This window comes from Bacillus cereus group sp. BfR-BA-01350 (assembly GCF_022663775.1).
GTDB lineage: Bacteria > Bacillota > Bacilli > Bacillales > Bacillaceae_G > Bacillus_A > Bacillus_A paranthracis.
The window spans coordinates 365,398-392,296 of the sequence record NZ_JAKUGD010000001.1 but is presented as its reverse complement, the minus strand read 5'-3'; the positions used below and the strand labels follow the sequence as shown (position 1 = coordinate 392,296).

The following is a 26,899-nucleotide window of genomic DNA, read 5'->3' as shown; positions in this document are numbered from 1 at the left end:
TTCACTCCCCCTTCACTTTTACCAATTGCGCCAATCCTTGACCAAACGACCAATTTTCAGCGGCTGTCTCGTTAAGTGTAATAAAAATGTCTGCACTTTTTATACTAGAACATTCAGAAACCCTCAAAGATATTGACTGATACAGATCGCGTTTCTGCTTTATCGTTCTTCCCGGTCCACATGTGATAGAAACATACATCATATTCTCTGTTCTCTTTTCTCCTCTTTCTAATAAATAATATGGATCATATAAAAAATGATTTTGTTGATAAGGTACAAACATTTCAAAAAAATCATTTTCAGGGATGTTAAAATGTTTAATTAATGAAAGATGAATACATTCACCTATCTTTTTCAATTCTTCTTCATTTAATATATTTTCATGATAATAAACGTTTACAAAAGGCATATATTTTCACCCCTTTACTTAATTTAGCATTCAACAAGATATCATTGTGAAATGTGCAAAATCTCATATACTGTAGTACCTTTATTCGTTACCATATCAGGCTTTTCTTCATAAAAATTAAACTTACTATATCCCCATTTATCTGGATTATATACTATTACATTTCCTAAACAATTTTCTACCTTTTGATCCACAATGATAGATTGAATCCCACTCAATGATTCACTTGGAGAAATACTTCCTTCATATTCAACAACATATCTACATTTCTTAAAATTATTTTTTAAATTAACAACTAATGGAACACCTATATTTATTTGTTGCCACCCAAACGATTGTAAAATATTATCGTAATACCCTTCAAAGATAAATTTGTTCATTCCTTCATGACCATTCCAAACATATAAAGGCGCATAACAGTTATAGAAATTCCCGTCTTTACTTGCCTCAGTAATTAAATAAGCTTTAAAATTTAAGTCTTGAAAACCATCCGTTTTATACCCATTATCCTCTACCCTTTTTCTAATAATCTCCATGTCATAATCCTTTGGCAAAATGACCTTATATTGCATTCCAATCATGTTTATCACTCACTTTCCATCTTATATACACAATGATAAACCGATGACTGGCCAGCGTAAAATAAGTATAACTTATGCTTGGTATCATTTATAATGATATCGTATAAGGAGCTGTGATAAATGGAAATAAATGATCTTATTATATTCAAAACTGTAGCTAGCGAAGGTTCTATTAGTAAAGCTGCGAAAGAGTTAGGATATGTTCAACCAAACGTAACTGAGCGAATCAAAAAATTAGAACTAGAATTAGAAACACCTTTACTACATAGAGATAACAAAGGCGTTTCCTTATTACCTTCTGGTGACATTTTACTAGACTACACAAATCAAATATTAACGCTAGTAGAAGAAGCGAAAGATAAAATTAAAATGTGTGGTTCTTCTTATATAATCGCGACATCACAATCGATTTTGACTAATTATGTAAGTAAGCGCATTAAAGAAAATTTCAGGAATTATCAAATATATGTAGAAAATAGTAGTCATTTGCAAAAATTACTGCAGCAACAAAAAGTTGATATGGTCATTACTTATGAGGATTACCCGGACACAGCGTTTAAAAAAGTATTTTCCACTTCAATTTCTATCGGTTTATTAAAAGCGAAAGAAAAGTGTACTGTTGACTATTCAAAGGAACTCTTCTTCGTTAGCAATGACAAAAAGTGCCCTTTTAGAAATAAGACCATTCAATTTCTAAAAGAAAATAATTTATCTCAGCGTCAACTTCAACAGCTAGATTCTTATTCGCTTATGGAAGAGTATATTCAGGACGGAAAAGGCATAGCCTTTTTACCGATTAATAATGATAAATTGGTACCAATTGAAGATGTTCAAATTGAGAAATTAACTGTCCATTTTTTCACAAATCAAAACTCTTTAAAACACATCCCTGATGAATTATTTAATTAATAAAAAATCCCTCCTTTACAAATCTAAAAGAGGGATTTTCATATTTTATACAATCGATTTTTCACACGTTTTGCTCCACTTCTGCACTTTTCTCCTTCTTATTCCGTTTCATATTCTTCAAACCCTTAACCGTGCCAACTAATCCTTTCGGGAAAACTAGCAATACGATAATGTACAATACACCAAGAATAATTGTCCACCGTTCAAAAATCGGATACTCTGTAGCTAGTTCTGATAAATAATATTTTAGGGATTCAATAATTCCAGCTCCAGCAATTGCTCCTATTAACGTTCCAACTCCTCCAATCATTGTCATCAATAATGCATTTAATGTCATTTCAATTGAAAATACAGTTGTATTAACAAAGCGCAGTGTAATAACAAATAAACCACCGCTAATCGCAGCTACTACTCCTGCAACAACACTAGCAATAATTTTATAATGAAGAACTTTATATCCTAGTGCTTCCACACGTTGCTCATTTTGTGAAATTGCCTTTAATACTTTTCCAATAGAAGATTTTGTGAAAAGACGTAACAGAACAAAAATGATAAGTAAACATATAAGTGTTACATAATAAAACGTAAAACGATCACGGAATACGTCTGGTACACCAAATGTAAAACCATCCCCTCCGTGAGTAAGCCCACGCCATTTTTCAGCAAGTACGAAAAACAACTGTGAAATAGCAAGTGTTAACATTGCATAAAAATGACTTTTCAGCCGTAAAGAAAGCAAACCAATTATATAACTAACAATGGCTGAAATGATAATTGCAGCTACTATCCCTATAAAAAAGTTCGTTATGGATACTCCTTGTCGATCAAATAAAAGCGCTACGCCATATGCTCCTATTCCAAAGAACATACAATGACCAAACGATACAATCCCTGTATACCCAAGTAATACATCAAAACTCATTGCAAAAATAGCAAAGATGAAGATTTGAGTGAACAAAATTAACAAGCTCCGTGAATCATTTACGAATGGAAATACACTTAAACAAATGAGCATACATACTCCGAAGTATACTTTAATTCGATTTGATGTGCTGTTCACCATTTCACCCCTTTTCACCAACAAGTCCATTTGGCTTCACGATTAAGAAAAACAGTAGCATTAACATATTGATTGCAAGTGATAAATCCGGTATAAAATACGCTGTAAAAGCACCAGCTAATCCGACAATTAAAGAAGCAATTGCTGAACCTTGTACGCTTCCTAATCCTCCAATGATTACTACTATGAAAGCTAAAATCGCATACTGCATACCCATCTCAGCGAAAATAACACCTGAATACGGTGCTAATAAGAAACCTCCCAACGCCGCCATCCCTGCTCCTAATAAAAAGACGAAAGAAAATATCGCTTTTACGTTAATACCGAGCGCTTGAACCATCTCTTTATCCATTACACCTGCGCGTATCATAAGACCTATCTTTGTTTTTTTGAGCAATACTAGTAAGGCAACGTAAATGATAATCCCAATTAAAATAACAAATAGACGATATTTAATTAATATAACGCCTCCGAACGTAAAACTTCCTTGTAGCCATAACGGTAACTTTGCCCCAATTGGATTTGGTCCCCAAAATACTTTAATACATTCACTAAGTACAAGCATTCCTCCAAGCGTAACAAGAAGCTGGCGAACATGATTTCCATATACCGGTCTAATAAGGAATCTTTCTAAAATAAATCCAAGGAACATTCCCATAGCTATTGCTCCAATTAAAGCTAACACATAACTCCCTGTCATATTAAATAGCCAAACACCCGTAAATGCTCCCCACGCAAATAAACCACCATGTGCGAAGTTTAGAACACTCATTAAACCGAAAATAAGTGAAAGACCTGATGCTAATAAAAAAATGAGCATCCCTGTTGAAATCCCATTTACAAATAAATTGATTAACACATCCATCCTTCTCACCCCGGATTCATGTTAAGAGATTCCTAAATATTTGTGACACATTTCCTTATCCTCTTTTAATTCATGCATAAAACCGTTATGAACAATTTTCCCGTTATCCATAATATAAAAATAATCACCAATTTGACTAGCCATCATAAAATTTTGTTCAACGAGTAAAACTGTTGTTTTCTCCTTCATTTTCAAAATGGCTATCATTAACTTTTCTATCATAATAGGAGACAAGCCTTTACTCGGCTCATCAATAAGTAATAAACCATCACTATTAATAAATGCTCTTGAAATTGCTAACATTTGCTTTTGTCCCCCGCTTAAGAGTCCACTTTTTTTGTGCCAAAATTGCTTTAAATCTGGAAATAGTTCAAGCATCCATTCTATTTTTCCTTCCGCTTCTTCGCCCTTACCTCTAGCAAGAGCGAATGTTTCTTCTACTGTCAGATTGTGAAAAATACCTTGATTTTCTGGTACATACCCTATCCCTTTCCTTGAAATTAAATGTGTAGATAATCCATTTACTTGTGTACGATCATAATAAATTTCACCATGTGCGATATGGTGAAATCCCATAACCGAACGTAATGTCGTAGTCTTCCCTGCCCCATTTCTCCCAAACAGTACAGTAATCGTTCCTTTTTCAACAGCAAGAGATACCCCTTGTAAAATATGAAACTGATCTAAATACGTCTCTATATTATTCACTTGTAATAGTGCCACTATATAATCCCCCTAAATAAGCACTTTGTACACGCTCATCTTTCATAATTTCTTCGGGTAAACCTTCAGCCAATAACTCTCCATGAAATAAAACGATTAGATGGTCTGACAAACCTAGTACCATATCCATTTTGTGTTCAATAAGTACAATTGTACTCTCTGGATGTTTCTTAATATTTTCAATCACTTGTAGTATAGCTGGGACTTCCTCAACCGAAATACCTGCCGTCGGCTCATCAAGTAATAACACATCCGTTTTTAAAGCTAATAACATCGCAAGTTCTAGCTTTCTTTTCTCTCCATGTGCCAAATCTTTCGCTAATACATTCTCTTTCTCCTGAAGTAATACTGTTTTTAAGAAACGTCTCGCCTCTCCAACTTGTTGCTTTAATTTTGCTGGACTCGGGAAAAAACTATAGTAATCTTGTACGAATGATTGAACACTTAAACGGACATTTTCAAGTACCGTTAATTCTGGGAATATGTTTGTAAGCTGAAAAGAGCGACCGATTCCTAAGCGTGTTCGATCTGAAATCGATAGTTTTGTAATATCTTGCCCTTTAAAATACACTTCACCTGTTGTGGGTGAAATCTGTCCACTTAGTAAATTAAATAACGTTGTCTTACCCGCACCATTTGGCCCGATAATAGAAATGAGTTTTCCTTTTTGTACAGTTAAATTTACATCTTTAATAACATGATGCTCGCCAAAAGATACACTAAGATTTTTCGTTTCTAGCAAATGTGTCACGAAATCCCTCCCTTTCAAGCTTTCAGTATGAAAGAAATACGTATAAAGAGGGTGTACCCCTCTTTATACATAAACAACAGAAAATTCAGTCTATTTATTTTGAACTGGTGGTTCTGTTTCTTTCATCGTTAATTCTCGCTCTAACACTGGCACCGGATAATCAACACCATCTTGTTTTTTCAATGTGATAGAATACAGCGTCTGCATCGCTTGATGATCCTTCTCTCTAAATTTCATCTTTCCTTTCGGTGTATCAAATTCCATTCCTTCCATTTTCTTAATTAATGTATCTACATCTGTATCACCTTTTGTTTTCTTTAAAGCTTCTACAATTGAAATTGCCGCTGACATTCCTCCTGCTGTAAATAAATCTGGCACCGCACCATTGAATCGTTTTTTATGTTCTTCCACTAACCAATCATTCACCTTATTTTTCGGGAGTGTATGATAATAAACAGAAAAACCTTGCATTCCTACTAACGCATCCATCGTTTTTAATGCTGGTATATCTGGTGCACCTGTAGAAATTTTAATACCTTGCGCTTCCACGTTCATATCTTTCAACTGTTTCCAAGGTGAATTTGCCCCTGCCCAAACGATAAATAAATAGTCTGGTTTTGAGCTAATGATATTTTGAATATTTGCTGTAAAATCTGTTGAATTTGTATCCGCGTATTGCTCATTCACAATGTTCGCACCTAATTTTTTCGCACCCGCTTTAAATGCAGCAATCCCTTCACGACCAAAAGCGTTATCTGGGGCAAATGTCGCAATCTTTACATCTTTTTTCGCAATTGCTGCTGCTCCTGCAATCGCATCTTGTGAGGAACTTCTTCCAGTTCTAAAAATATATTTATTCCAGTTCTTCCCCGTAATACTATCCGCAACTGCCGGTTCTACAACCATAATCTTTTCATATTCTTCAGCTAATGGTAAAACCGCTAATGTATCACTTGAACTAGACGATCCAACTAAAAAATCAACTTTCTCTTCTTCTAATAACTTCGTAGCTTTTTTAACTGCTACATCCGCTTTCGTTTCTGTATCTTCTACAACAAACTTAATCTTTTTCCCATCTACTTTCCCAGTTCCACCAGTTGCATAGTCTAACCCTAATTCAAATCCGTTCACTGTTTGTTTTCCATACGATTCTAGCGGTCCTGTTATAGAAGCAAGGACTCCTACCTTAATCGTCTTGTCATCCTCTGTACTTGTTTTCTTTCCTGAACAAGCTGCTGTTATTAATAACGAACCTAAAACACAACCAGTAAACATCGTCTTTAGCCACTTACGTTTTTTCATCGACATTGTGATCCTCCCCATACTTTACTTTCTGATAGAATCAAACACGCCAAAATCCCCTGTCCGTAATCATGACTAACTAATTCAATAGATAATGGAAAACTCTTGTAGTACCCTCTACATTCGGCACAAATATATAATCACCTTCCTATGTAATGGAAACGGACATACAATCAATATATATTCTGCAATCCAATTGAAAATACTGTTTCATTTCAGTAATGACCATACAAAAAGACTAACTTATTTTTAAGTTAGTCTTTTCACCTTAATTAGAGTTAAGTTCTACTTTCTCTAACCCTTCAGCCAATTGTTTCTTATCTAACCCTTCCCCTATTACTACCAAGTTCGTCGGGAAACCGAAGTCTTGTTCCATTAAAGTTGGTACCCCAAATGAATATTGGAATAGGTGCGGGTATTTATCTCCATGGAATTTTACAAAACCTTTTACACGATAAATACTATCTGGTAAACTCGAAAGCCATTCATATAATTTGTCTTGATCAATCGGTTTCGTAAATTGATACGTCATCGTTTGTATATGTAAATGCTGTTTTACATGTAGTGTCTCATGTTCCCCATCATTCGTAAATTCAGCTTCCTCTATGTCTTCTAAAGATATATTACAATATTTTGTTTCAAATAATTTTGCATGATTATTTATTGCTTTCACTTCTTCAATTACTTTGTTCTTATCTGCAAATGTTAGTAAATCTGATTTATTAATTAAAATGTGACTACCAAACTTCAATTGCTCATGCAATAATTGCTGAACATTTGCACTTAATATACTTCGATTTAACCACCTTATTGCATCTAAAACGACTACTATTGATTTCACTTCTAAGAAAGGTGCTAAAATTGGTGATACACATGCATCTAACACTTCAATCGGATGCGCAACACCTGTCGTTTCTATATAAATGACATCTGGTCTTTCTTGCTGATATAACGAATGTAATTGTATTTCAAGCTCTTCTTTTAACGTACAACAAATACACCCTTTAAGAAGTTCCCTTAAAACATTCTCTTTTCCAATAATATCTGTATCTACTGAGTATTCACCAATTTCATTCATTAATACTGCAACTTTTCTATTCTTCTTTTTCTCCGCTAACAATAAATTTTGTAATAATGTTGATTTTCCGCTACCTAAAAAGCCACCTAATATATGAATTTCTACTTTATTCATTTGATCGACCATCCATTTCTTTATTTCAAAACGTATTCAAAGCGTAATAATTACGATTTATATTTATTATTTTATTAAAAGAGTCGTGATTTGTAAATATATCTTCACTGTTCATTTACTTCATATGCAACTCGAATTCCAGACTCTATTGCTCCTTGCATCCATCCATGTGTTAATGTCGCATGCTCTCCTGCAAAATGTACTTTTCCAGATGGTGATGTAATATACGGAAATAACTCGAGCTCTTGGCCTGGTTCGAAAGCTGTAAATGCACCGCAAGAATACGGATTTTTACTCCAGCTAAAAGATGTTCCAGTGACAAACTCACTATAGACGATGTCACCGTATATTTCCGCTAAATTTTTTAATGCGTAACGAATGCGTTCTCTATCCGGTAAACTATCCCATGTTAACGCCTCATCTGCCCACGTATAACTTGCTATAACGATAGCTGGTCCTGGAGTATGAATACTATAACTCGGATAGTATGTAAACCGTATTGGTAAATCAGTAATAGATTTACCACCACACTGTCCCACTTTCTCCCAAAATCTACTTTTAAACTCTATCGCAATTTTCGTTGCAGCAATATAATTTAATTCACGAATTGCACGTCTTTTAAAATAAGAGAATAAATAGTATGGCTGAACTTCTACAAATCGTAACGCTGAAAATGGAATTGTGACAATAGCAATATCGCCTGTTACCATAAACGAATGTAACTTTTGTTCATTTGTTACTTGCATCATTACCTTATTATCTTCCTGTATAATTTTTTCTACTTTATACGGCATAAAAATATTATCTTTTAAATCTGGTAAAAATGAATTTGGTAATGCATCCATTCCGCCTGTTATCTCATAATATTTCGTCGTTGAAGTAAAGAAAATCATTTCACGTAATACTTCAATTAAAGACATTCCCATATAAGCTTCCATATCAAGAAGTACCCCAATCATATCTATTGCACCATCTGAATAATACTCCATTAAAAATGAACCAAGCGAATACGTTTTATACTTTTTTTCAATGATAAGCCAATTTTTATCAGGATCCTTCTTAATATAATTTAGTATTGGTTCTAATACCTCAAGCATTAGCTCTTCTGCCGTTTTTCCTCTTTCTTTATCCAAAACCGGATATTCAAGTACACTTGGATCATTTTCAAACACATTCAATCTCGTTTGAATGTTATTCGTATAAATGATATCTGCAAAAGTTTTATTTATAAAAAGGTTTAAAGGTAGTTTAAATTTATGAATATACGCTAAGGTTAACTTATGGGTATCAGGGATTCTCATCGGTCCAGCATTAAAATATAAACCCACATTAAATGGCTCCCGAATCGTATACACCCTGCCACCTATTCTGTTATTTGCTTCTATAATCGTTACTTCATGCCCAGCCTCTTTTAATAAAGAACCTGCAACTAATCCAGAAATCCCTGCACCGGCAATCGTAATTCGTTTTGGGTTATTCTTTTTAACAAGCCCTGCATGAATAATATGAAGCATTTCTTCCATTGCTAATGGGTTCCCCATGCCATTTCCCCTTTTACAAAGGATTTTACTGAATTATATTCGGTTCACTTACTTCCTATGTTTCATGCAAAGAATTGCACGGATACATTTTCAATTACTTGAATATCTTTTATAAAATGTAATAAACTAGATATGAATCTATAGAAGTAAGACGTATTATCTTACATAATAAAATCAATGAAATTGCGAGGAATTTTGAAATGAAAAAAGGTATTAACCGTGTTGTATTAGTCGGAACAGGAGCAGTTGGATGTAGTTATGCTTACTGCATGATTAACCAAGCTGTAGCTGAAGAATTTGTTTTAGTTGATGTAAACGAAGCAAAAGCTGAAGGAGAAGCGATGGATTTAAGTCATGCCGTTCCATTTGCTCCAGCTCCAACTAGAGTATGGAAAGGTAGCTACGAAGATTGTAAAGATGCTGACCTTGTAGTCATTACGGCTGGATTACCACAAAAGCCAGGCGAAACACGTTTAGATTTAGTTGAGAAAAATGCAAAAATCTTTAAACAAATTGTTCGTAGTATTATGGATAGCGGATTTGATGGTATCTTCTTAATCGCAACTAACCCTGTCGATATTTTAACTTACGTAACTTGGAAAGAATCTGGTTTACCGAAAGAACGCGTAATTGGTTCTGGTACAACACTTGATTCTGCTCGTTTCCGCTATATGTTAGGTGAGTACTTCAATATTGGTCCACATAACATTCATGCTTATATTATCGGAGAACATGGTGATACGGAACTTCCTGTTTGGAGTCACGTATCAGTTGGTATTCAAAAACTACAAACACTGCTTGAAAAAGACAATACGTATAATCAAGAAGATTTAGACAAAATCTTCATAAACGTTCGTGATGCAGCTTACCATATTATTGAACGAAAAGGCGCAACTTACTACGGTATTGGTATGTCACTTCTACGCGTTACTAAGGCAATTTTAAACGACGAAAATAGTATATTAACTGTTTCGGCATATTTAGAAGGTCAATACGGTCAAAAAGATGTGTATATCGGTGTACCTGCTGTTTTAAATCGCGGCGGTGTTCGTGAAATTTTAGAAGTAGAATTAAGTGAAGACGAAGAATTAAAATTCGATCACTCTGTTCAAGTGTTGAAAGAAACAATGGCTCCTGTTCTTTAATCATATATGTGAAAAAGCAATCCAATTTATTTTGGATTGCTTTTTGTTTATTTTCTATTTTTTAATCGATTCCTCATTATTTACATCAAGTACATCTAATAAAAAGATGAAGATTGGTATCCCGATAATAAGCCCCCATATTCCAAGGAAATGTTCTGAAAAAATGAGAATCATAAATGTATAAAAGATTGGTAAATTTGTTTTCGCAGACATAAACTTCGGGTTTAAAAAATAACTTTCAAGAGCATGGATGACTGTAATGAACACAAGTATGTACACAACGTATATAACTCCGCCTACGTTATAAGCAATGATACAAAGTGGAAATAAAGAAATAATCACACCTGCAACTGGAATCAACCCTAGTAGAAAAATCATAACAGCTAATACGAGAAGCTGCGGAAATCCTAAAACAATTAATGCAATAACAGTAAGAATACAATTTACAACCGCAATTAAAAACTGTGCTTCAATTACTTTACCGAACGATCTTGCAAACCTTTCGCCAAAATATGCAATCTCCTCATAAAAAATCTTTAGCTTACTCTCTTTAAATTTAGAAGTAAAGGTAATAATACGCTCTTTTTCTAATAAGAAAAAGAGACTTAATATGAGAGACAATAATATTTGTAAACTTACCTTCCCTATATTTGCTATCGATTGATAGATGACATCTACACCTTGTTCTATATACTTTGATACTTCCATTCCGTTAATTGTCGAAAGTGCATATTTAATGATTTCATTATCAGGCGGGTTTTGAAAAAACAATTTAAATTGATAAATCAATTGCGAAATTTGTATCGTTAACACAGGTAAATATTTATACAATGTCGTGCCAATAAAGGAAACTAATATGATATACAAACAGGCGATAACAATTTTCCGGTTCACTTTCAATTTCTTTGAAATAAAACGTTGAAATCGATCCATTAAAAATGTCAGTATAAACGTAATTAATATTAAGTTGATCATACTTTTTAATCCATATAATACAAGCGCTAATATTATTAAAACGAGAAACCGTTGAAACCCTCTACTTCGAAAGAAATTTTTCACTTCATTCATTAAGATTTAACCTCCCCCTTCAATGGATGGAAATTGAATATATTACATTTTATGAACTTCTATAGACAATCTTTCTTACTAATTAAGAAGAATCCTTTTTTTCTTTTTATATTGTCAGATTCTATTTATATTAGCCCACCTACTTACTTCAGTTGAGATCTTTTTTTCGTTTAACCTTTTACAATTTAGGTGGTTTTCTATTTTTAGACTGCTGTTCATACGCATATCCAATATTGAACAGTTCCTTCTCACTGAATTGCTTCCCGACAAATACTGCACCTACTGGCTCTCCATTGTTATCATATCCTGCTGGCACCGCTAATTCTGGATAGCCAGCTACAGCTGATAGAAGAACTTCCTCGTTGTTAATCATAACTAAAGCGTCTAAACCCTTTTCTACTAAATATCTATCTAGCTCTTTTCTTGCATTTTCTTGACTCGTTTGCACTACTTTTTCAAACTCATCTTTCGTTATAGCAGATTTTTCAGATCCCTCAATTAATGTTTGTCCATATTTTATTCGTCTATTACTATCCTGTTTATTAAACGCTATAATCTCTTCTAACGATTTTACCGGTACATTTTTTTGCTTTGAAAGAAAATCGTTAACATTATGTTTGAATTCATATTCTAATGTTTGTAGATTATCTACACCCTCAGCGTTTAACTGAATATCATCAGTCAATGTTGCACTTGCATCTTGAAGGTCTTTTCTTATCTTTTGTGCTACTTCTTTTCTATTGTCATCTTGTCGATCTATTGAAAATAGTACTCCTACTTTTTTCCCTTTCAAACCGTCTATTGATAAGTCCTTCGTATAATCCATTCTTTCTTTATCTTTCATTTTCTCTGTCATAGCATCTTTTTCATCATAACTTACCATTATGTTAAATAACGTTGCCGCATCCTTTACCGTTCTTGCCATCGGCCCTGCTGTATCAAGCGTTTCAGCTAACGGAATAATTCCTGTTCTACTTACCATACCTAAAGATGGACGTAACCCAACTACTGATTGCTGCGCTGCGGGTGCTACAATCGATCCTGTCGTTTCTGTTCCGACTGCAAGCGGTGCAAAATCTGCCGCAACTACTGTAGCAGATCCAGAGCTTGATCCTGATGTATCAAACGTAATCGGACCATACGGACTCAAATTTTGTCCTTTTTTCCCGCTATATCCGCTAGGCATTGTAAAGGATAAATAATTTGCCCACTCAGACATATTCGCTTTTCCTAAAACAAAAGCACCTTCTTCTTTCAACTTTTTTACAATCGTCGCATCCTCATCTGCAATCCAATCTTTTAACACATACGTTCCTGCACTAGTCGGCATCACTTTTGCCGTTTGTACATTATCTTTTACAACGACAGGAATACCATATAAATTCGACTTTTTGTTTCTACTTCGCTCTTGATCTAACTTTCTTGCTTCTTCCATCGCATTAGGATTTATCTCTGTAACAGAATTTAATGTTATTCCATTTTGATCATGTTCTTGTATTCTAAAGAGATAAATACTCGTTAATTCTTCATATGACAATTTTCCATCATCAATCATTTTTTGAAGCTCATCTACAGTCGCATTTACAACTTCTTTTTCTTTTATCTTTACATTTTCTATATTGATTCCTTTAAGCTGATTATGTATCGGTTGTAGCACTCTTTCTTTATCATATACAATACGCTCAGGTTCCTTTGGAAAATAATTTTTATACACGTAATATCCGCCGGCACATGCTACTAAGACTATGCCTCCAGCGATAGACAGCGTTACCTTCACCCATTTCTTCATGTTGCTTCCTCCACTCTATAAGGTGCTTCTTTATACGAAAAAGAGAGTTACCTTTTACTTAACTCTCTCCAATCAAAATGCTAAATGAAAAAATGAAAGATTTCAATCTAATTACTTCTTTTTTTGCATTTGCTTTGCTAACATTTCTTTCACTTGATTATACGTTAACCCTGAATTTTTATTTAAACGCTTTACTTCCTCAACATCAGTACCTACCACTGTATATTTTTTCTCATCATTCATTTTTCTACTTCCCTTCTCACCGGATTATTTCTTATATTTCTTCCCTAAACGCGCATAAATTAACACCACTACAAAAAAGGAAGCTGTTTTTAAGCACAACTTCCTTCTCGTTACATATTATATTTCTTAATAAAATTTCACTACATCTTCAGTAGGCAAGAACGTTCTTTCTGCTGGTTGTTCGTTTGGTTCACCAAATGGCATTTGACCTACTAAGCTCCACTCTGCTGGAATGTTCCAAGTTTCTTTCACTTCAGCATCTACGATTGGGTTGTAATGTTGTAATGACGCCCCAATTCCTTCAGCAGATAATAACATCCACACAGTATGTTGTAACATCGCATTTCCTTGATGAGACCAGAATGGGAACTGCTCTTTATATAATGGTGCGTTTTCTTGCATTTTTTCTACAGTTGCTTGATCTTCAAAGAATAGAACTGTTCCTACACCTGCATGAAAACCTTTTAGTCTTTCTACAGTCGCTTCAAAGTTTTCTGCTGGTACGCGGGCTCTTAATGTTTCTTTCACAATATCCCAAAACTTTTCATGCTCCCCATCCATTAATACAACCATACGACCACTTTGCATATTGAAAGATGTTGGTGCGTGTAAAGCTGTTTTTAGCACTTCTTCAATTCTTTCTTTCGTAATTGCATCATTTTTTGTTACTTTACGAATGGAACGGCGGTTCACGATTGCTTCTTTTAAGTTTGTTGTAGTTGTTGACATTTTAATTCCTCCAAATGTTTGTTTTATAATTTATTTTGTTATTTCATAACAAGCGAATTAGCAATATCCATCGGTATTACATTGCATACCTTCAAATGAATTTGTTTTATCCTTTTCAATTTCTTTATCAATGACCCTTTCTAGTGTTTCTTTACTAGCAAGCCCTTGAATGACTTCATCTCCAATCATGACAGTTGGAACAGCCATAATATTCGCTTCATCATATGCGTGCTGAATTGCTTTTTGATGCTTTTCTTTATATTTACGAGTTACTAAAGCATCTTTAAATTCCGCCTCAGGAAGTCCTACTTCTACCGCTAATTTTGTTAACACATCAATATCTTCAATGTTTTGCTCTTCTTGGAAAAATGCTGTGAATACGCGGTGATGATACTCATTACCTAGTCCACGTTCTTTCGCAAATTGACACCCTTCGAAAGCTAAATGTGTATATGGATGCGGAGAAACACGTGGCAAACGCATATCAATTCCTAACTTCTTCGCTGTCGGAAGAATGAAAGCATCCCATGAACCTAATTTTTCTGGCTCATTCCATGGATCTATTTTTGAATATGGACTTGGACGTAATTCAAATGGCATCCATTCAATTTCTACATCTTTTTCTTTCGCTACTTCATCTAATGGACCTTTTGCTAAAAAACAAAATGGACATATAAAATCTGAGTATACTTTCATTTTTACAGTCATAACTTTTACACCTTACCTTTATAGTTGTAACCGCATAAGTTACATTAATGTTAAAAAAATATAAATATGATTTAAGCATTCATTTTTTCTTGCAAAGTTTCAAACAGCTGCCCCATCGTAATATTTCTCAAAACTTCTTCCATCGCGGATTGTGCTTGAATTAAAATAATTTCTAACACCGCTTGAATATTCGCCCCAATTGGACAATCTGGATTCGGTTGCTCATGAATGTGAAATAATTTATCCTCTTCCACTACATTCACTGCATGATACACATCTAACAATGTGATTTCATGTAAATCCTTTAGTAAACCTGCGCCACCCGGTCCACGATTTACGTAAACAAAGCCAGCTTGTTTCAAGTACGACATCATTTTACGAATGACTACTGGATTTGTATTGACACTCTCAGCCATATAGTCTGAAGTACAAAGTGAAGATGGATTTTTTTTCAAAATAGATAAAATATGAACAGCTATGGAAAAGCGGCTACTAATTTTCATCGTAATCACCACCTCGATGTAATCATTATAGTTACAACCAAAAAATAAGTCAATCCTTTTCACATATTTTTTATAAGTAAATTAAAAAGTGTCCCATTATAATATACGAGACACCTCTTTTTATTCTGCAAATAGCGCCTGAAATTCTTCAATAAATAGCTGCACAGCGATTGAAGAATCCCTTAATGAAGGAACAGCTAAAGCAATTTCTCTCCATACTTGCGGTTCCAATTCTCTCGTTTGCACATTCTGTGGTAAATTCATTAAAGATAATTCAGCTAATATTGCAATGCCTAATCCTTCTTGAATCATATTTAAAGCTGTCGTAACTGTCGAAATTACATACTCAGCCCGAAGTGGTACGTTTGCTTGTTTAAACATATCGATAATGGGTGGTTCGTATCCGCCCTTACATAATATGATCGGTTCATTCTCCAAATCACGAATTGTAATAGCATCCTTCTTGCAAAGAGGATGATCCTCTCTTAAAATAACAACCATTTTCCCCTTCGTTAATGGAACAATCTCCATCTCTTTATTAGGTAAAATAACAATCCCTATATCAACAACCCTCGATACTAACCAATCTTCAACTTCTTTAATCGTTCCTTCACAAAGAACGACTTCTAAGTTCGGATACTTTTCCTTAAAATGGTTTATCATTTTCGGTAAGAAATGTGCAGAAGCACTCGGAAAACTCCCAATTCGAATCGTCCCAACTTCGTGTCCTTTCTCCATCGCAACTTCTTGTTCAATCTTCTCTACACCGTTCAAAATCTCTCTAATATGTACAAGAATTCTGCTTCCTACATCCGTAACAATTAACCCTTTTCGTTTATCACGTATAAGAATCGTAACTCCTAACTCTGACTCAATACTTGAAATCGCATGACTTACTGCTGGTTGCGTCATATTTAACACCCGAGCAGCCTTCGTAAAACTACCTAACTCAACAGTTTTTATTAATACTTGCAGTTGTGTAATGGTCATAACTAATCACTTATACTCCTCATAAAAAAGATTCATTTTATTTATTACAGTCGATATCATATCATAGTGAAATGAATAACAACAAGGAGGTCTAACCGTGACACAGCTTTCTCGAACTAAGACGGCCATCATCCTTACCTTTCTCGTTTTTATGTGGGGAATCAATTGGCCTTTATCTAAGTTTGCCCTGCATTATACACCACCCGTTTTATTTGCAGGCATTCGAACTTTAATTGGAGGATTCATTTTACTCCTTTTCGCTCTACCAAAATATAAAGAATTACATTTAAAAGAAACTTGGCATTTATACGTTATTTCTTCTTTACTTAACATCATTATATTTTACGGATTACAAACTGTTGGTCTTCAATATATGCCTGCTGGTCTATTTTCCGCTATCGTATTTTTACAACCTGTTTTACTTGGTATTTTCTCGTGGATATGGCTTGAAGAATCAATGTACAGTTTAAAAATCTTCGGGCTTGTACTCGGATTTATTGGTGTAGGTGTTATTAGCTCTAGTAGTTTAACTGGACATATTTCTGTCATTGGAATCCTTCTTGCATTAGGATGTGCGATTGGCTGGGCACTTGGAACAGTATTTATTAAGAAAACTGGTCACCGTGTGAATGCCATTTGGATGGTAACACTTCAGCTTCTTATCGGTGGTCTTTGTTTAGTAGGATTTGGCTCAGAGTTTGAAAGTTGGTCTAGTATTGCTTGGAGTATGCCATTTGTTAGTGTCCTACTCTTTATTTCATTCTTTGTTATTGCAATGGGGTGGCTTGCATACTTCACACTCGTTGGAGCTGGTGAAGCAAGTAAAGTTGGGGCTTATACATTTCTCATTCCTCTAATCGCTATTATTGTAAGTTCAATTTTCTTACACGAGGCCATTACAATTAGCTTATTCATCGGACTATTATTTATTGTAGTGAGTATTTGTTTTGTAAATATAAAGCCAAAAACACTTGCTGTGAGGCAGCAGGTTGAAGTGAAATAAATATGGGAAAGAGCCTACTGTTTGTAGGCTCTTTTTTATTGTATGATGATATTTAAGTAGTAAGAATATTACCTCTACTTTACATGGATGAACTAACAATTCTAATCATAAGGGGGAAATTATATGGCTTTAAAGTATAAAGAATTTGGAGATTCAAGCTCTCCACTTATGGTTTTTATTCATGGGGGCGGAGTTGGTGGATGGATGTGGGACAAACAAATTAAACATTTTACTAACTTTCACTGCCTTGTTCCTGATTTACCTGAGCAAGGAAAAAACAGAAGTAAAGAGCATTTCTCAATAAACTTTAGTGCTGAAAAAATCATAGAACTAATTGAAGAAAAAGGACAAGGCAAAACTGTTATAGTAATTGGGTTTTCATTAGGCGCTCAAGTATTAATTGCTATGCTCAGCATGAGACCAAACTTAATTCAATATGCTATGATAAATAGCGCATTAGTTAAACCAATTCCTTTCGCTAAAACATTAATAAGCTCTCTTAGCTTAACCTACTATCTAGTAAAGAGTAAGACATTTTCCAAAATACAAGCAAAATCAATGTACATAGATGAAACACAATTTGATAACTATTATCATGACAGTTGTCAAATAAATAAAAATACATTTGTAAGGATATTACAAGAAAATATGTCGTTTACAATACCAAAAGGTTTCAAAGATGCTAATACTAATATATTAGTAACTGTTGGAGATAAAGAAAAAAGAATTATGAAAGACTCAATGACTGAAATCCTTGCAAATAATACGAATTGCACAGGTATTATCGTTCCTGAAATTGGTCATGGGATCTCTTTAGCAAATTCCATTCTATTTAATAATTTAATTGAAAATTGGCTCGAACATGGTATCCTGCCGGAAGAATTAATAATCGTCAATTAAATTCCATACATTAATAAATTTCATTATATAATGACTGTAATAATGCCACTATACTCATTCTTACTAATCCATAAACCTAATAAAAAAGGTCTCATTATTTACGATGAGACCTTTCAACCTTACTTATCTTTTACGACGTACGACAAAAACACACGCACCTACCGAAGATACAATTGCCAAAATAGATAAAACAATCGCTATTACTTGCATATGACTAGTACCTTCATTCTTTTCTACACTAGACACTTCACCATGTTCTCCTGTTAATGACGTACCTTTTGCAATTGTTGTAAGTGAATGTGGTTTTTCAGCTTTTTCATCGCCTGTCCATTCCACAATTTCACCGTCTTTATATTGTTGGTATGCATCCCAAGCTATTTTTTGCTCTTTATCCGGATTTTTAGCGACAAAAGTAAATCGCTGGAACTGACCGGGTGAAATCCCTTCTCCTGTCGCTTCCCATATTACAGTTTTAACTTTTCCAGCTGTATCTTTTTGCTCTTGCACTTTCCATCCTGGCACTGGTTCATATTGTTGGAATTCCACTCCAGACGGGATTTTCAGTGTAACCTTTGTCGTTGCTATATTCTTTTCAACTGGCACCTTTATCGTATACATTTCCCAAGAGTTTACATCAGAAGTTGCTGGTTGTACCGTCACATGAGCACTAACTGGTAACGAAAAAATCCCCATTGCAATTATTGTTGCGATTATTGTTGTTCCTAATTTTTTTATACGTTTCATTTTCTATTTACTCCTTTTCATCTAAAACGGCTCTTTATCTGCTACCTACAATAAATTTATAATCTGTATCAAAGCTATCAAGAGATTTTGTTAATCCGTGCACTTGTATATTCCAGTTTCCTGTCATGTTAATATACATACCTTCCGCTTCATACTCTCCTGGTGAAACGGCTGAAACTTTAAATGAACCTTTGCCCATATTCATATCTAATGATTGCGTAGTTAAAATAATTTGCTCCATATTAGTAACAGGTTGTCCGTTCTCATCCTTTAAAGTAATATGGAATGTATTTTGTCCTACTTTATTAGGACTTACATTTAGCGTAAGTTCATATCCATTATCTAATTGCTTACTCTCTGTAAAAGGTCCAGTAGGAGGCATCGGTGGTGTTTGTACGTTTGTCATAAAAGCTACGATTACGAAAATGATAATTCCAATGATAAACTCTACTTTCACCGTAGCCCCTAATCCTTGCTCCGCTCTCATTTTCCCTTTCACATAATGCACAATTCCCAATATCCCCATGAAAATGAATAAAAGTATCTTCGCTAATAAAGCTAATCCATACTTCGTATCAAATAACGAGTGGATTGTTGGTATAAAGAATGTACTGTTAAAAAGACCTGTTATTAAAATTACGACGACAGCACCTGTTGCCCACGGTGAAAAGCGCTTGATCATATCCCAATACATACCCCACTTATCATCCTCTTTACGTAAAAGGAGAACAATAGATGATAGACCACCAATCCATAACGAAGCTGCGAATAAATGTAGAAAGTCCATAACGACCGCAATCTCTTTAAACTTTAAACCAAATGCATGACTATTAAAGGCTTTCATAACAAGTATCCCAATAAACAATACTATTGGAATGCTCCATACTTTAAACGACGAAAGCTTCTCACGCTTCATCACAAAATACGTAACGATTATAAGCGAACTAATTAGAGCCATTTGAGTAATCCATACATAACCAAAAACAGAAAGCTGTAATGTTTCTTTTAATAGTAAAGGATTGAATGCTTCTAGCCATGAAACATCCGCATTTATTTTCGCTTGCAATGGTAGATTGAATAACAAGCTAATCAATATACCAAATAAGGAGATCCATATTATGTTCTTACTCCTTGATCGGACCGAAGTTGCATTCCCTTTATACATAATAAGATTAAAGAATAGCACGCCTATAAATAATGAGAAACTTGTATATAAAATTCCACGTTCCATAATCATATCGATTTGTGGGACGTAACCCATCTCTTCCACTTGTATACCGTCTGCTTCCACTTCTGCTAATCCAATACGAAATGGAATAACTCCTTGAATTGGATGGCCATCAGCTGAAATCACTTTCCACTGAATAGAGTACAGACCGTTTTTTAAATTTTCTTTTAACCCTGCTTCTAATAACTTTTTGTTTTTCTTATCAATATGAGCATCTTTTAAATCTACTCTTGTACCTGATGTATCTCTTACAAACAATGTATTAAAATGTGATACTTGTATATCCTCATCGAATTCAATCTTCACAACAGCTAGTGCTTTCTTCAATGTTTCATTTTCAGTAGGATTTGATTTCACAACGTACGCATGAGCAGATGCACTTTTCGGTATCAATATAATAAGCACACATGCAAGTAATAGCCATGTCCCTACCCTTCTCATTACTTTCACAATCATTTCACTTCTTTCTTACTCATCGCTCTATTTTCATGCCTTTAACTTCCTAAGTTTAATTCTCGGGCGAAATATTAACCTAATTAAATATAAATTTCTATACAGTATAACTCTTTATTTCTCTCTCACCTCTAAACTTCTAATAAAATAGTAACTACCTGTATAGATACAACTTACATTTTTAAAGTCGATTGTTATTATATCATAAAATATATTTATGTAAGTTCCTGAAGAAGAAAAGTTATCGTGAATCATTTGTGAAGAAAATGTGAAATACATAAATAAAAAGATGTTACTTTATTACGTAACATCTTTTTAAAAATATCTTTTTTCTATTTCTCTTCCGGATAATCACAATACTCTATGATTGTTCCCTCTGTATCCGCTGGGTTAAGATAGATTAATCTTCTGCCATGTTTATTCATTCGAAGTGTATGCTCTAAAGTTCGAATTCCTTGTTCTTTCAATTCCTCTAAAGCTACATCTAAATCATCTACTCGATATGCAACATGATGTACACCTTTACCTTTTTGTTTAATGAATCTGGCAATTGGTGACGTCGTATTATTCGTCGGTGCAAGTAATTCGATTCTATCTCCATCCACTTCAAGAATGGCTACTTCGCTTTCAACACCAGGTGCCTCACTTACGTAACGATCTATTAATGTTCCTAACAATACCTTTTCATAAAAGCTTATCGTACTATCTATATCGCGCACTGCAATGCCGATGTGATCAATTGTTTTTTTCATTTTATTTCCCCTACTACTTTATTTTCTCTCATTATTAATAGTAACAAAAAAAGTTATAGAAACAAGTTCTATAACTTTTTTATTTAACCTATTTTCTTATCCGCACTAGCTGCTGGTTGAACTTGATTTTTTGCTTTCACAATGCTAATGACGTACCCGATCAATCCGCCAATAAGTGCTGGTAAAATCCACCCTAACCCAACTTCATGCATTGGAAGTATTTTAGTAAGAAAATTATTTACTACTGCTAACTTCATACCAGCTGCATTCAATCCATCGAACACACTTACAATAAATGTAATTAATAAGCTGCCTTGATACACTTCTGCTCGTCCTTTAAACAATGGATGAAGGAGCGTTAGGAAAATTAAGACGATTGCTAATGGATAAATCGCGATTAATACAGGAACAGAAATTGCGATTAATTGCGTTAAACCTACATTCGCAACAACTGCACTGAACACTGATAAGATGATTGCTATCTTTTTATACGAAACATTCGGGAATAGTTTATGGAAGAATGAAGAACACGCTGAAACAAGTCCTACACTAGTCGTTAAACATGCTGCTGTAACCATAATCCCTAATATAATTCCGCCGTATGACCCAAAATAATAGTTTGAAACTTTTGCTAATACTGCACCACCATTATCTAAATGACCAAGTTTTGCGACACTTGAAGCTCCCATAAATGAAAGTGCTGAATAGATCATTGCTAAAATAGATGCAGCAATCAATGTTGCTTTTGCACAAACAATCATAATGTCTTTTTTTGTTTTTGCGCCCTTTTCTTTAATCGCATTGATGATAATAATACCGAATACGAATGATGCTAACGTATCCATTGTTAAGTAACCTTCTTGGAACCCTTTAAAGAACGCATGTGATGTATATGCCTCTGCAGGTGCTTGCATTTCTCCCATTGGATGAATAAAAGCAAATACTACTAAAATCCCAATAAACGTTAATTTAATTGGCGTTAAGATTTTTCCTACAATATCGACAATTTTCGCGGGATTTAGCGAAAAAAAACAAGTAATGCTAAAGAATATAATTGTAAAAAGAATGAGTGCTGAAGAACCCATAGCTTCTGGTACAAAAGGCTTCATACCAATTTCATAAGAAACGCTGCCTGTTCTCGGAATAGCGAATAGTGGACCAATCGCTAAATATAAAACTGTCGTAAATACAATGCCGAACACTGGATGTACACGACTTGCTAACGATTGTAAATCTTCTTTACCTGAAATTCCAAATGCTAATACCCCTAGCAACGGTAAACCTACACCTGTTACTAAAAATCCAGCGTTAGCAATCCACACATTCTCTCCTGCCGATTGACCAAGCATTGCTGGGAATATTAAATTTCCTGCCCCAAAAAATAGTGCAAATAACATTAAACCAATAACAACTATGAACGAAAACGGTACTTTATTCGTCATAATATAACCTCCATTCAAAATAACCTATATCATTTCCAATTTTAACTAATTGAATTTTCTGAATATTTAATTCGATCATCAACTATTCTTGAACTCATTATAGTTTGATATATAATATTTTGCAATACTATTTTCAAACTTTTCATTCATTTTATAAATATACATTTTTTAACATAGAAATAGACTAAAAAACCAACATGGTCATCCATGTTGGTTTTTCCATTTTTACTATCAATTAATTAAAATTTCGCCGCTACTTTCTTAACGTTCTCTAGACCTTCTTCAACAATTTGTTGTGAGCGATCTGGATATTGGTTGTGCCCTTCAATTACAACAGTCTCTGGATTTGTAATTCCCCAGAATCCAAGTACAGTTGTTACGTAATTAACTGCCATTTCCATAGGAGCCATTTGTTCTGAAGAGTAATCTGAACCACGAGCACCTAACACAACTACTTTCTTACCACCAGCTAAACCTTCTGGGCCATTAGCTGTATATTTAAACGTTTTTCCAGCTTGAGATAAGTATGAAATATATGTGATTAATGGTGCTGGTACAGTAAAGTTCCATAATGGGAATGCAAATACAACTTTATCAGCTTCTAAAAACTGATTTAAATATTGATCTACTGTAGCAACTGCCTTCTCTTCTTCTGCTGTTAATTCCATACCTTGACTACGTTTGTATCCACCTGAAATAGCAATATTTCCGTAATAAGGAAGATCTAATGCAAATAAATCTAACTCTGTAATTTCTGTATTCGGATTTGCTTCTTTATAAGTACTTACAAATGTTTCATACATTTTTGAACTAACCGCTTGCTCCGCTGGGCGATCGTTTGCTTTTACAAATAATACTTTTGACATTGTTTTATTCTCCTCTACTTTTTGATTTTCTTCTTTTTTACCAAATAACGAGCTAAATAATCCCATTTTCTTCACCTAAACTTTCTTATCATATTCATTATTCATCATCACAAAAATTCTTATTCTAATAAAGTGAAACTTTAATCAGTGGGGGTTTTCTTCATCCCCCACTGATTATTAGTTGAACCAATCGGACTTTTATAGGCAGTTGATCCCCCACCCAACTTCTTTGCTTTCGCTGAATTTTGAGGCGGGGGTCTTACTGCCCATTAAAGTCGGATAAAAAGTTCCAATTGATACCTTAAGGAAAGTTAATTAAAACTTTTTGTTATTTAATTACCTTATGTAAGTGATTGTAATATAGTCACTTACTTTAGTCAAGTAACTTTTAATAAAAAAATAAATCTCAAATTAAAAACATTTACTAAAATACAATTGAACACCAAATTACAGCCTTATTACTTGTATAATAAAATTAGAGAGGAAAATTCATATTTAGAAAGGATTCATTCATGAGCACGATAGAAAAGATTCAAACTTTTATTATTCTTTTTGCTGTTACATGCGGCATCATACTCGGGCAATTTAATTTCATACATATGTATTCAGAGCGATTTATTGTCCCCTTCTTATTTTTCATGCTATATGGATTATTCCTCAGCATCCCATTAAAAGAAATAAAAAATGGATTTCGCAATTTAAAATTTGCTGGAACAAGTCTTACTATTAACTTCTTATGGACACCTTTACTCGCTTGGGGATTAGGAGCACTATTTCTTTCAGATCACCCTGCGCTTTGGGTTGGATTTATTATGCTAATGGTTACTCCGTGTACAGATTGGTACTTAATCTTTACTGAAATAGCAAAAGGTAATGTAGCACTTTCTACAGCGATTTTACCAGTAAATTTAATTTTGCAAGTACTACTACTTCCCATTTATTTATTTTTATTCGCTGGTGTTATGAAGACTGTTGCGGTTTCTGTTTTAGTAGAAAGTATTGTTATCGTAATCGTCTTACCATTTTTACTTGCACACGCTACAAAATTCATTATGAATAAACTGAAAAAAGCTGAAACGCTCGAGAATAAACTCATTCCGTTTTTCAGCTCTGCCCAAATTGTATTTTTAAGTTTAGCAATCGTAGCGATGTTTGCATCACAAGGTAAATATTTACTACAAAATATGAATGTCGTTTTATTATTACTCATTCCTGTTCTATTGTTCTTCATCATTAATTTTGTACTAGGACAATTTATCGGGCACGTTATGCGTTTATCTTATAAAGATACAGTAAGTCTAAACTTAACAACGTTAGCAAGAAACTCACCTGTTGCTCTTGCTATTGCTGTGACAGCTTTCCCTGACGAGCCTCTTATTGCACTTGCACTCGTTATTGGACCGTTAATTGAACTGCCAGTACTTGCTTGTGTTTCACAAGTGTTGTTACTTATTAAGAAGAAGCAGCAATATACATAATAAAAAACGTCCTGCTATAGGACGTTTTTTATTGTCGAGAAATTATATAATGAACGATCATTATCGGCTCTAAGCATTTTATACGTTATAGAAGAATTAATTTGTCGTTACATTAACAGTTCCTTTCTAATTAAAAATTAAAGGAAACGTAAATATAACGAAAGCTGCCCAAAGTCCGTAAATTGGCAAATACTTCGTAACGGCATCTTGGATAGCTGTCGGTCCTGATTTGTTTTGCAAGAAACGCATATAGGAAAACATAATCCAAATTAAATTTGCCCAGATCAGTATGTTTACCCCTAAAACAGCAAGTCTATTAGGTGTAATCCCGTAAGAAGAAAGTCTGAATACAATGGCTGATAATGCGACAGTGTCAATAATAAGCGCCAAAACAATTAAGGCAAAATTTATATAGTCTGAAATGTTCTTTTTCTCATCTGAATCACTCTCAACGATAGAAAATATAGTAACAGCCAATACACCAAGGAGTATTCCGTTAAAGGCCATTAGGAAATTTCGGTCCAAGAATGGATTTTTCCCGACCCAAACTACCGTTATTAGATAGATAAACAATGTAATCAAGACAAGCGGACTAAAAATTTTAGATATGTATGGTGTAATATTTTTAGCAAGTTTAAGATTCAATGATACTAAGTATGCAGCCACTACAGCGAGAGCGGCAGCTCCAAATAAAACAACATTACTAAAATAGAACTCTCCTATATCCAAGTCAACAAAGCTAAATAATCGCATGGTGAATACTGCTAGAATCATTCCGCTAACTGCCATGCTAGCGTAGAGAAGGGCATATTCCAAATTAAATTTAATATAAGCTAATCTTGTATTACCTTTTGAATATTCATTTCCTGTAAATGCCAGTCCCAATAAGACCCATAACAATATAGGAAGATGTAAATACGCAAGGATACTGCTGTCTTTATAATTTAATGGCAACATATTAAGATACAACCCAGCAATTAGGAACAACGCTGCAAGGAAATAAATAATACTTTTTTTCGGGGTATTATTGTAAACAAAATAAGCAGCGATAAAGGGAATTACACCAAAAGCTAGGTTAATTGGAGCAATTGCTTCCTGCTCAACAAAGTGGAAAATGATCCTGGTGCTTATGCCGGCCAGAATAGCTAAAAGGCCCATGAATAAGAAACCTTTTTGAAACAAAGATGTTTTTTCTTTATTTACTTTCTCCTTGAAATGCAACCTTTCATACCAAGCACCTAGAACTTGAGAATCAGGGTTTTGGTCCCATGCTTGTGAGAATGCTTTTTTAAAAGCTTTCGGATCTTTTCTATACATCTTCTCCAACTCATGGGGGTTATCCATATTTTTAACAATCAAATTGTTAATGTTCATAGTTATACCTCCTCTAATTTTAAAAATAAGGTTGTTACCTTTTAACAAAAGCACCTCACTCATTTATTATGATTTTGATTTTAATACAAATTTTATCGTTTTACAATAAAAAATTATTATTTAAAGGTTTTTTTTTATCGTTAAATTTTAT

At 34.1% G+C, this 26,899-nt stretch carries 27 protein-coding genes; 5 read left to right on the top strand and 22 right to left on the bottom strand.

The window, feature by feature from the left end; all coding sequences use genetic code 11:
- Position 1: 1 nt before the first annotated feature.
- Both MR147_RS01990 and MR147_RS01985 read right to left on the bottom strand, forming a co-directional pair.
- A complete protein-coding gene (locus MR147_RS01990) occupies positions 2 to 409 on the bottom strand; it encodes a tautomerase family protein (protein ID WP_001117246.1) in 408 nt (135 codons plus the stop codon).
- 41 nt (positions 410 to 450) lie between these two features.
- Positions 451 to 990 (bottom strand): DUF4865 family protein, encoded by a 540-nt coding sequence (locus tag MR147_RS01985; RefSeq protein ID WP_074610437.1) that lies wholly within the window; start codon positions 988 to 990, stop codon positions 451 to 453.
- Between the two features lie 120 nt (positions 991 to 1,110).
- Between MR147_RS01985 and MR147_RS01980 the strand changes: the two genes are divergently transcribed.
- On the top strand, positions 1,111 to 1,899 hold the full coding sequence (locus tag MR147_RS01980) for a LysR family transcriptional regulator (protein ID WP_000404981.1): 789 nt from the start codon (positions 1,111 to 1,113) through the stop codon (positions 1,897 to 1,899).
- A gap of 61 nt (positions 1,900 to 1,960) precedes the next feature.
- Here the strand turns inward: MR147_RS01980 and MR147_RS01975 are convergent, their stop codons facing one another.
- The 7 genes from MR147_RS01975 to MR147_RS01945 form a co-directional block, all read right to left on the bottom strand.
- A complete protein-coding gene (locus MR147_RS01975; RefSeq protein ID WP_139302910.1) occupies positions 1,961 to 2,914 on the bottom strand; it encodes a branched-chain amino acid ABC transporter permease in 954 nt (317 codons plus the stop codon).
- A gap of 49 nt (positions 2,915 to 2,963) precedes the next feature.
- Positions 2,964 to 3,824 carry a branched-chain amino acid ABC transporter permease gene (locus MR147_RS01970; protein ID WP_000382796.1) on the bottom strand — a complete coding sequence of 287 codons (861 nt, stop codon included), beginning with the start codon at positions 3,822 to 3,824 and terminating at the stop codon, positions 2,964 to 2,966.
- Between the two features lie 21 nt (positions 3,825 to 3,845).
- On the bottom strand, positions 3,846 to 4,547 hold the full coding sequence (locus MR147_RS01965) for a branched-chain amino acid ABC transporter ATP-binding protein (RefSeq protein ID WP_242303571.1): 702 nt from the start codon (positions 4,545 to 4,547) through the stop codon (positions 3,846 to 3,848).
- Positions 4,525 to 5,298 carry an ABC transporter ATP-binding protein gene (locus MR147_RS01960; protein ID WP_000149327.1) on the bottom strand — a complete coding sequence of 258 codons (774 nt, stop codon included), beginning with the start codon at positions 5,296 to 5,298 and terminating at the stop codon, positions 4,525 to 4,527. The genes MR147_RS01965 and MR147_RS01960 overlap by 23 nt, the downstream gene beginning before the upstream one ends.
- A gap of 90 nt (positions 5,299 to 5,388) precedes the next feature.
- The gene (locus MR147_RS01955; protein ID WP_000061991.1) at positions 5,389 to 6,606 is read right to left on the bottom strand and encodes a substrate-binding domain-containing protein; all 1,218 of its coding nucleotides are present in this window, start codon (positions 6,604 to 6,606) and stop codon (positions 5,389 to 5,391) included.
- A 262-nt stretch (positions 6,607 to 6,868) separates the two neighbouring features.
- Positions 6,869 to 7,792: a CobW family GTP-binding protein gene (locus MR147_RS01950; RefSeq protein ID WP_242303570.1), complete on the bottom strand. Its 924-nt coding sequence runs from the start codon at positions 7,790 to 7,792 to the stop codon at positions 6,869 to 6,871.
- A gap of 104 nt (positions 7,793 to 7,896) precedes the next feature.
- Positions 7,897 to 9,333 carry a flavin monoamine oxidase family protein gene (locus MR147_RS01945; protein ID WP_242303569.1) on the bottom strand — a complete coding sequence of 479 codons (1,437 nt, stop codon included), beginning with the start codon at positions 9,331 to 9,333 and terminating at the stop codon, positions 7,897 to 7,899.
- Between the two features lie 200 nt (positions 9,334 to 9,533).
- Here MR147_RS01945 and MR147_RS01940 point away from each other — a divergent pair, with 200 nt between their 5' ends.
- Positions 9,534 to 10,478, top strand: coding sequence for an L-lactate dehydrogenase (locus MR147_RS01940; protein ID WP_242303568.1), 945 nt, complete (start codon positions 9,534 to 9,536; stop codon positions 10,476 to 10,478).
- A gap of 54 nt (positions 10,479 to 10,532) precedes the next feature.
- On the opposite strand, the gene MR147_RS01935 is transcribed toward MR147_RS01940, so the two are convergent.
- From MR147_RS01935 to MR147_RS01910, 7 genes are all read right to left on the bottom strand, one after another.
- Positions 10,533 to 11,546, bottom strand: a complete 1,014-nt coding sequence (locus tag MR147_RS01935; RefSeq protein ID WP_001006574.1) for an AI-2E family transporter — start codon at positions 11,544 to 11,546, stop codon at positions 10,533 to 10,535.
- Positions 11,547 to 11,724: 178 nt separating this feature from the next.
- Complete coding sequence (locus MR147_RS01930) at positions 11,725 to 13,335, bottom strand: amidase family protein (RefSeq protein WP_242303567.1); 1,611 nt, start codon at positions 13,333 to 13,335, stop codon at positions 11,725 to 11,727.
- 111 nt (positions 13,336 to 13,446) lie between these two features.
- On the bottom strand, positions 13,447 to 13,578 hold the full coding sequence (locus tag MR147_RS27035) for a hypothetical protein (protein WP_000997344.1): 132 nt from the start codon (positions 13,576 to 13,578) through the stop codon (positions 13,447 to 13,449).
- Between the two features lie 126 nt (positions 13,579 to 13,704).
- On the bottom strand, positions 13,705 to 14,307 hold the full coding sequence (locus MR147_RS01925; RefSeq protein ID WP_000108570.1) for a nitroreductase family protein: 603 nt from the start codon (positions 14,305 to 14,307) through the stop codon (positions 13,705 to 13,707).
- A 57-nt stretch (positions 14,308 to 14,364) separates the two neighbouring features.
- A complete protein-coding gene (locus MR147_RS01920) occupies positions 14,365 to 15,015 on the bottom strand; it encodes a DsbA family oxidoreductase (RefSeq protein ID WP_074610453.1) in 651 nt (216 codons plus the stop codon).
- Positions 15,016 to 15,086: 71 nt separating this feature from the next.
- Entirely contained in the window at positions 15,087 to 15,518 is a 432-nt protein-coding gene (locus tag MR147_RS01915; RefSeq protein WP_074610456.1) for an Rrf2 family transcriptional regulator, read from the bottom strand.
- Between the two features lie 120 nt (positions 15,519 to 15,638).
- Positions 15,639 to 16,508, bottom strand: coding sequence for a LysR family transcriptional regulator (locus tag MR147_RS01910; protein ID WP_074610458.1), 870 nt, complete (start codon positions 16,506 to 16,508; stop codon positions 15,639 to 15,641).
- A 97-nt stretch (positions 16,509 to 16,605) separates the two neighbouring features.
- Here MR147_RS01910 and MR147_RS01905 point away from each other — a divergent pair, with 97 nt between their 5' ends.
- Both MR147_RS01905 and MR147_RS01900 read left to right on the top strand, forming a co-directional pair.
- Positions 16,606 to 17,511, top strand: coding sequence for a DMT family transporter (locus tag MR147_RS01905; protein ID WP_029440911.1), 906 nt, complete (start codon positions 16,606 to 16,608; stop codon positions 17,509 to 17,511).
- Between the two features lie 123 nt (positions 17,512 to 17,634).
- A complete protein-coding gene (locus tag MR147_RS01900) occupies positions 17,635 to 18,411 on the top strand; it encodes an alpha/beta fold hydrolase (protein WP_074610461.1) in 777 nt (258 codons plus the stop codon).
- A 123-nt stretch (positions 18,412 to 18,534) separates the two neighbouring features.
- Here MR147_RS01900 and MR147_RS01895 read toward each other — a convergent pair whose 3' ends face one another.
- The 5 genes from MR147_RS01895 to MR147_RS01875 all read right to left on the bottom strand — a co-directional run bounded on the left by MR147_RS01895 (position 18,535) and on the right by MR147_RS01875 (position 23,962).
- Positions 18,535 to 19,155, bottom strand: coding sequence for a YcnI family copper-binding membrane protein (locus tag MR147_RS01895; protein WP_074610463.1), 621 nt, complete (start codon positions 19,153 to 19,155; stop codon positions 18,535 to 18,537).
- A gap of 34 nt (positions 19,156 to 19,189) precedes the next feature.
- The gene (locus MR147_RS01890) at positions 19,190 to 20,839 is read right to left on the bottom strand and encodes a copper resistance CopC/CopD family protein (protein ID WP_139302909.1); all 1,650 of its coding nucleotides are present in this window, start codon (positions 20,837 to 20,839) and stop codon (positions 19,190 to 19,192) included.
- Positions 20,840 to 21,168: 329 nt separating this feature from the next.
- On the bottom strand, positions 21,169 to 21,588 hold the full coding sequence (locus tag MR147_RS01885; RefSeq protein ID WP_000750862.1) for a VOC family protein: 420 nt from the start codon (positions 21,586 to 21,588) through the stop codon (positions 21,169 to 21,171).
- Between the two features lie 83 nt (positions 21,589 to 21,671).
- Positions 21,672 to 23,030 carry a branched-chain amino acid transport system II carrier protein gene (brnQ, locus tag MR147_RS01880; protein WP_074610465.1) on the bottom strand — a complete coding sequence of 453 codons (1,359 nt, stop codon included), beginning with the start codon at positions 23,028 to 23,030 and terminating at the stop codon, positions 21,672 to 21,674.
- Between the two features lie 239 nt (positions 23,031 to 23,269).
- Entirely contained in the window at positions 23,270 to 23,962 is a 693-nt protein-coding gene (locus MR147_RS01875; RefSeq protein ID WP_000522508.1) for an FMN-dependent NADH-azoreductase, read from the bottom strand.
- 446 nt (positions 23,963 to 24,408) lie between these two features.
- On the opposite strand from MR147_RS01875, the gene MR147_RS01870 reads away from it, so the two are divergent.
- Complete coding sequence (locus MR147_RS01870) at positions 24,409 to 25,374, top strand: arsenic resistance protein (protein ID WP_074610467.1); 966 nt, start codon at positions 24,409 to 24,411, stop codon at positions 25,372 to 25,374.
- A gap of 126 nt (positions 25,375 to 25,500) precedes the next feature.
- Here the strand turns inward: MR147_RS01870 and MR147_RS01865 are convergent, their stop codons facing one another.
- Complete coding sequence (locus MR147_RS01865; protein ID WP_074610469.1) at positions 25,501 to 26,748, bottom strand: DUF4153 domain-containing protein; 1,248 nt, start codon at positions 26,746 to 26,748, stop codon at positions 25,501 to 25,503.
- Positions 26,749 to 26,899 lie beyond the last annotated feature (151 nt).

Excerpts from the sequence above, each read along its gene's own strand:
- MR147_RS01885 (WP_000750862.1), bottom strand. The coding sequence starts at position 21,588 with ATGAAAAAAACAATTGATCACATCGGCATTGCAGTGCGCGATATAGAT.
- MR147_RS01930 (WP_242303567.1), bottom strand. The coding sequence starts at position 13,335 with ATGAAGAAATGGGTGAAGGTAACGCTGTCTATCGCTGGAGGCATAGTC.
- MR147_RS01955 (WP_000061991.1), bottom strand. The coding sequence starts at position 6,606 with ATGTCGATGAAAAAACGTAAGTGGCTAAAGACGATGTTTACTGGTTGT.
- MR147_RS01945 (WP_242303569.1), bottom strand. The coding sequence starts at position 9,333 with ATGGGGAACCCATTAGCAATGGAAGAAATGCTTCATATTATTCATGCA.
- MR147_RS01980 (WP_000404981.1), top strand. The coding sequence starts at position 1,111 with ATGGAAATAAATGATCTTATTATATTCAAAACTGTAGCTAGCGAAGGT.
- MR147_RS01940 (WP_242303568.1), top strand. The coding sequence starts at position 9,534 with ATGAAAAAAGGTATTAACCGTGTTGTATTAGTCGGAACAGGAGCAGTT.
- MR147_RS01870 (WP_074610467.1), top strand. The coding sequence starts at position 24,409 with ATGAGCACGATAGAAAAGATTCAAACTTTTATTATTCTTTTTGCTGTT.
- MR147_RS01935 (WP_001006574.1), bottom strand. The coding sequence starts at position 11,546 with ATGAATGAAGTGAAAAATTTCTTTCGAAGTAGAGGGTTTCAACGGTTT.
- MR147_RS01990 (WP_001117246.1), bottom strand. The coding sequence starts at position 409 with ATGCCTTTTGTAAACGTTTATTATCATGAAAATATATTAAATGAAGAA.
- MR147_RS01900 (WP_074610461.1), top strand. The coding sequence starts at position 17,635 with ATGGCTTTAAAGTATAAAGAATTTGGAGATTCAAGCTCTCCACTTATG.
- MR147_RS01970 (WP_000382796.1), bottom strand. The coding sequence starts at position 3,824 with ATGGATGTGTTAATCAATTTATTTGTAAATGGGATTTCAACAGGGATG.
- MR147_RS01865 (WP_074610469.1), bottom strand. The coding sequence starts at position 26,748 with ATGAACATTAACAATTTGATTGTTAAAAATATGGATAACCCCCATGAG.
- MR147_RS01925 (WP_000108570.1), bottom strand. The coding sequence starts at position 14,307 with ATGTCAACAACTACAACAAACTTAAAAGAAGCAATCGTGAACCGCCGT.
- MR147_RS01890 (WP_139302909.1), bottom strand. The coding sequence starts at position 20,839 with ATGATTGTGAAAGTAATGAGAAGGGTAGGGACATGGCTATTACTTGCA.
- MR147_RS27035 (WP_000997344.1), bottom strand. The coding sequence starts at position 13,578 with ATGAATGATGAGAAAAAATATACAGTGGTAGGTACTGATGTTGAGGAA.
- MR147_RS01985 (WP_074610437.1), bottom strand. The coding sequence starts at position 990 with ATGATTGGAATGCAATATAAGGTCATTTTGCCAAAGGATTATGACATG.
- MR147_RS01920 (WP_074610453.1), bottom strand. The coding sequence starts at position 15,015 with ATGACTGTAAAAATGAAAGTATACTCAGATTTTATATGTCCATTTTGT.
- MR147_RS01975 (WP_139302910.1), bottom strand. The coding sequence starts at position 2,914 with ATGCTCATTTGTTTAAGTGTATTTCCATTCGTAAATGATTCACGGAGC.
- MR147_RS01910 (WP_074610458.1), bottom strand. The coding sequence starts at position 16,508 with ATGACCATTACACAACTGCAAGTATTAATAAAAACTGTTGAGTTAGGT.
- MR147_RS01895 (WP_074610463.1), bottom strand. The coding sequence starts at position 19,155 with ATGAAACGTATAAAAAAATTAGGAACAACAATAATCGCAACAATAATT.
- MR147_RS01950 (WP_242303570.1), bottom strand. The coding sequence starts at position 7,792 with ATGAATAAAGTAGAAATTCATATATTAGGTGGCTTTTTAGGTAGCGGA.
- MR147_RS01875 (WP_000522508.1), bottom strand. The coding sequence starts at position 23,962 with ATGGGATTATTTAGCTCGTTATTTGGTAAAAAAGAAGAAAATCAAAAA.
- MR147_RS01915 (WP_074610456.1), bottom strand. The coding sequence starts at position 15,518 with ATGAAAATTAGTAGCCGCTTTTCCATAGCTGTTCATATTTTATCTATT.
- brnQ (WP_074610465.1), bottom strand. The coding sequence starts at position 23,030 with ATGACGAATAAAGTACCGTTTTCGTTCATAGTTGTTATTGGTTTAATG.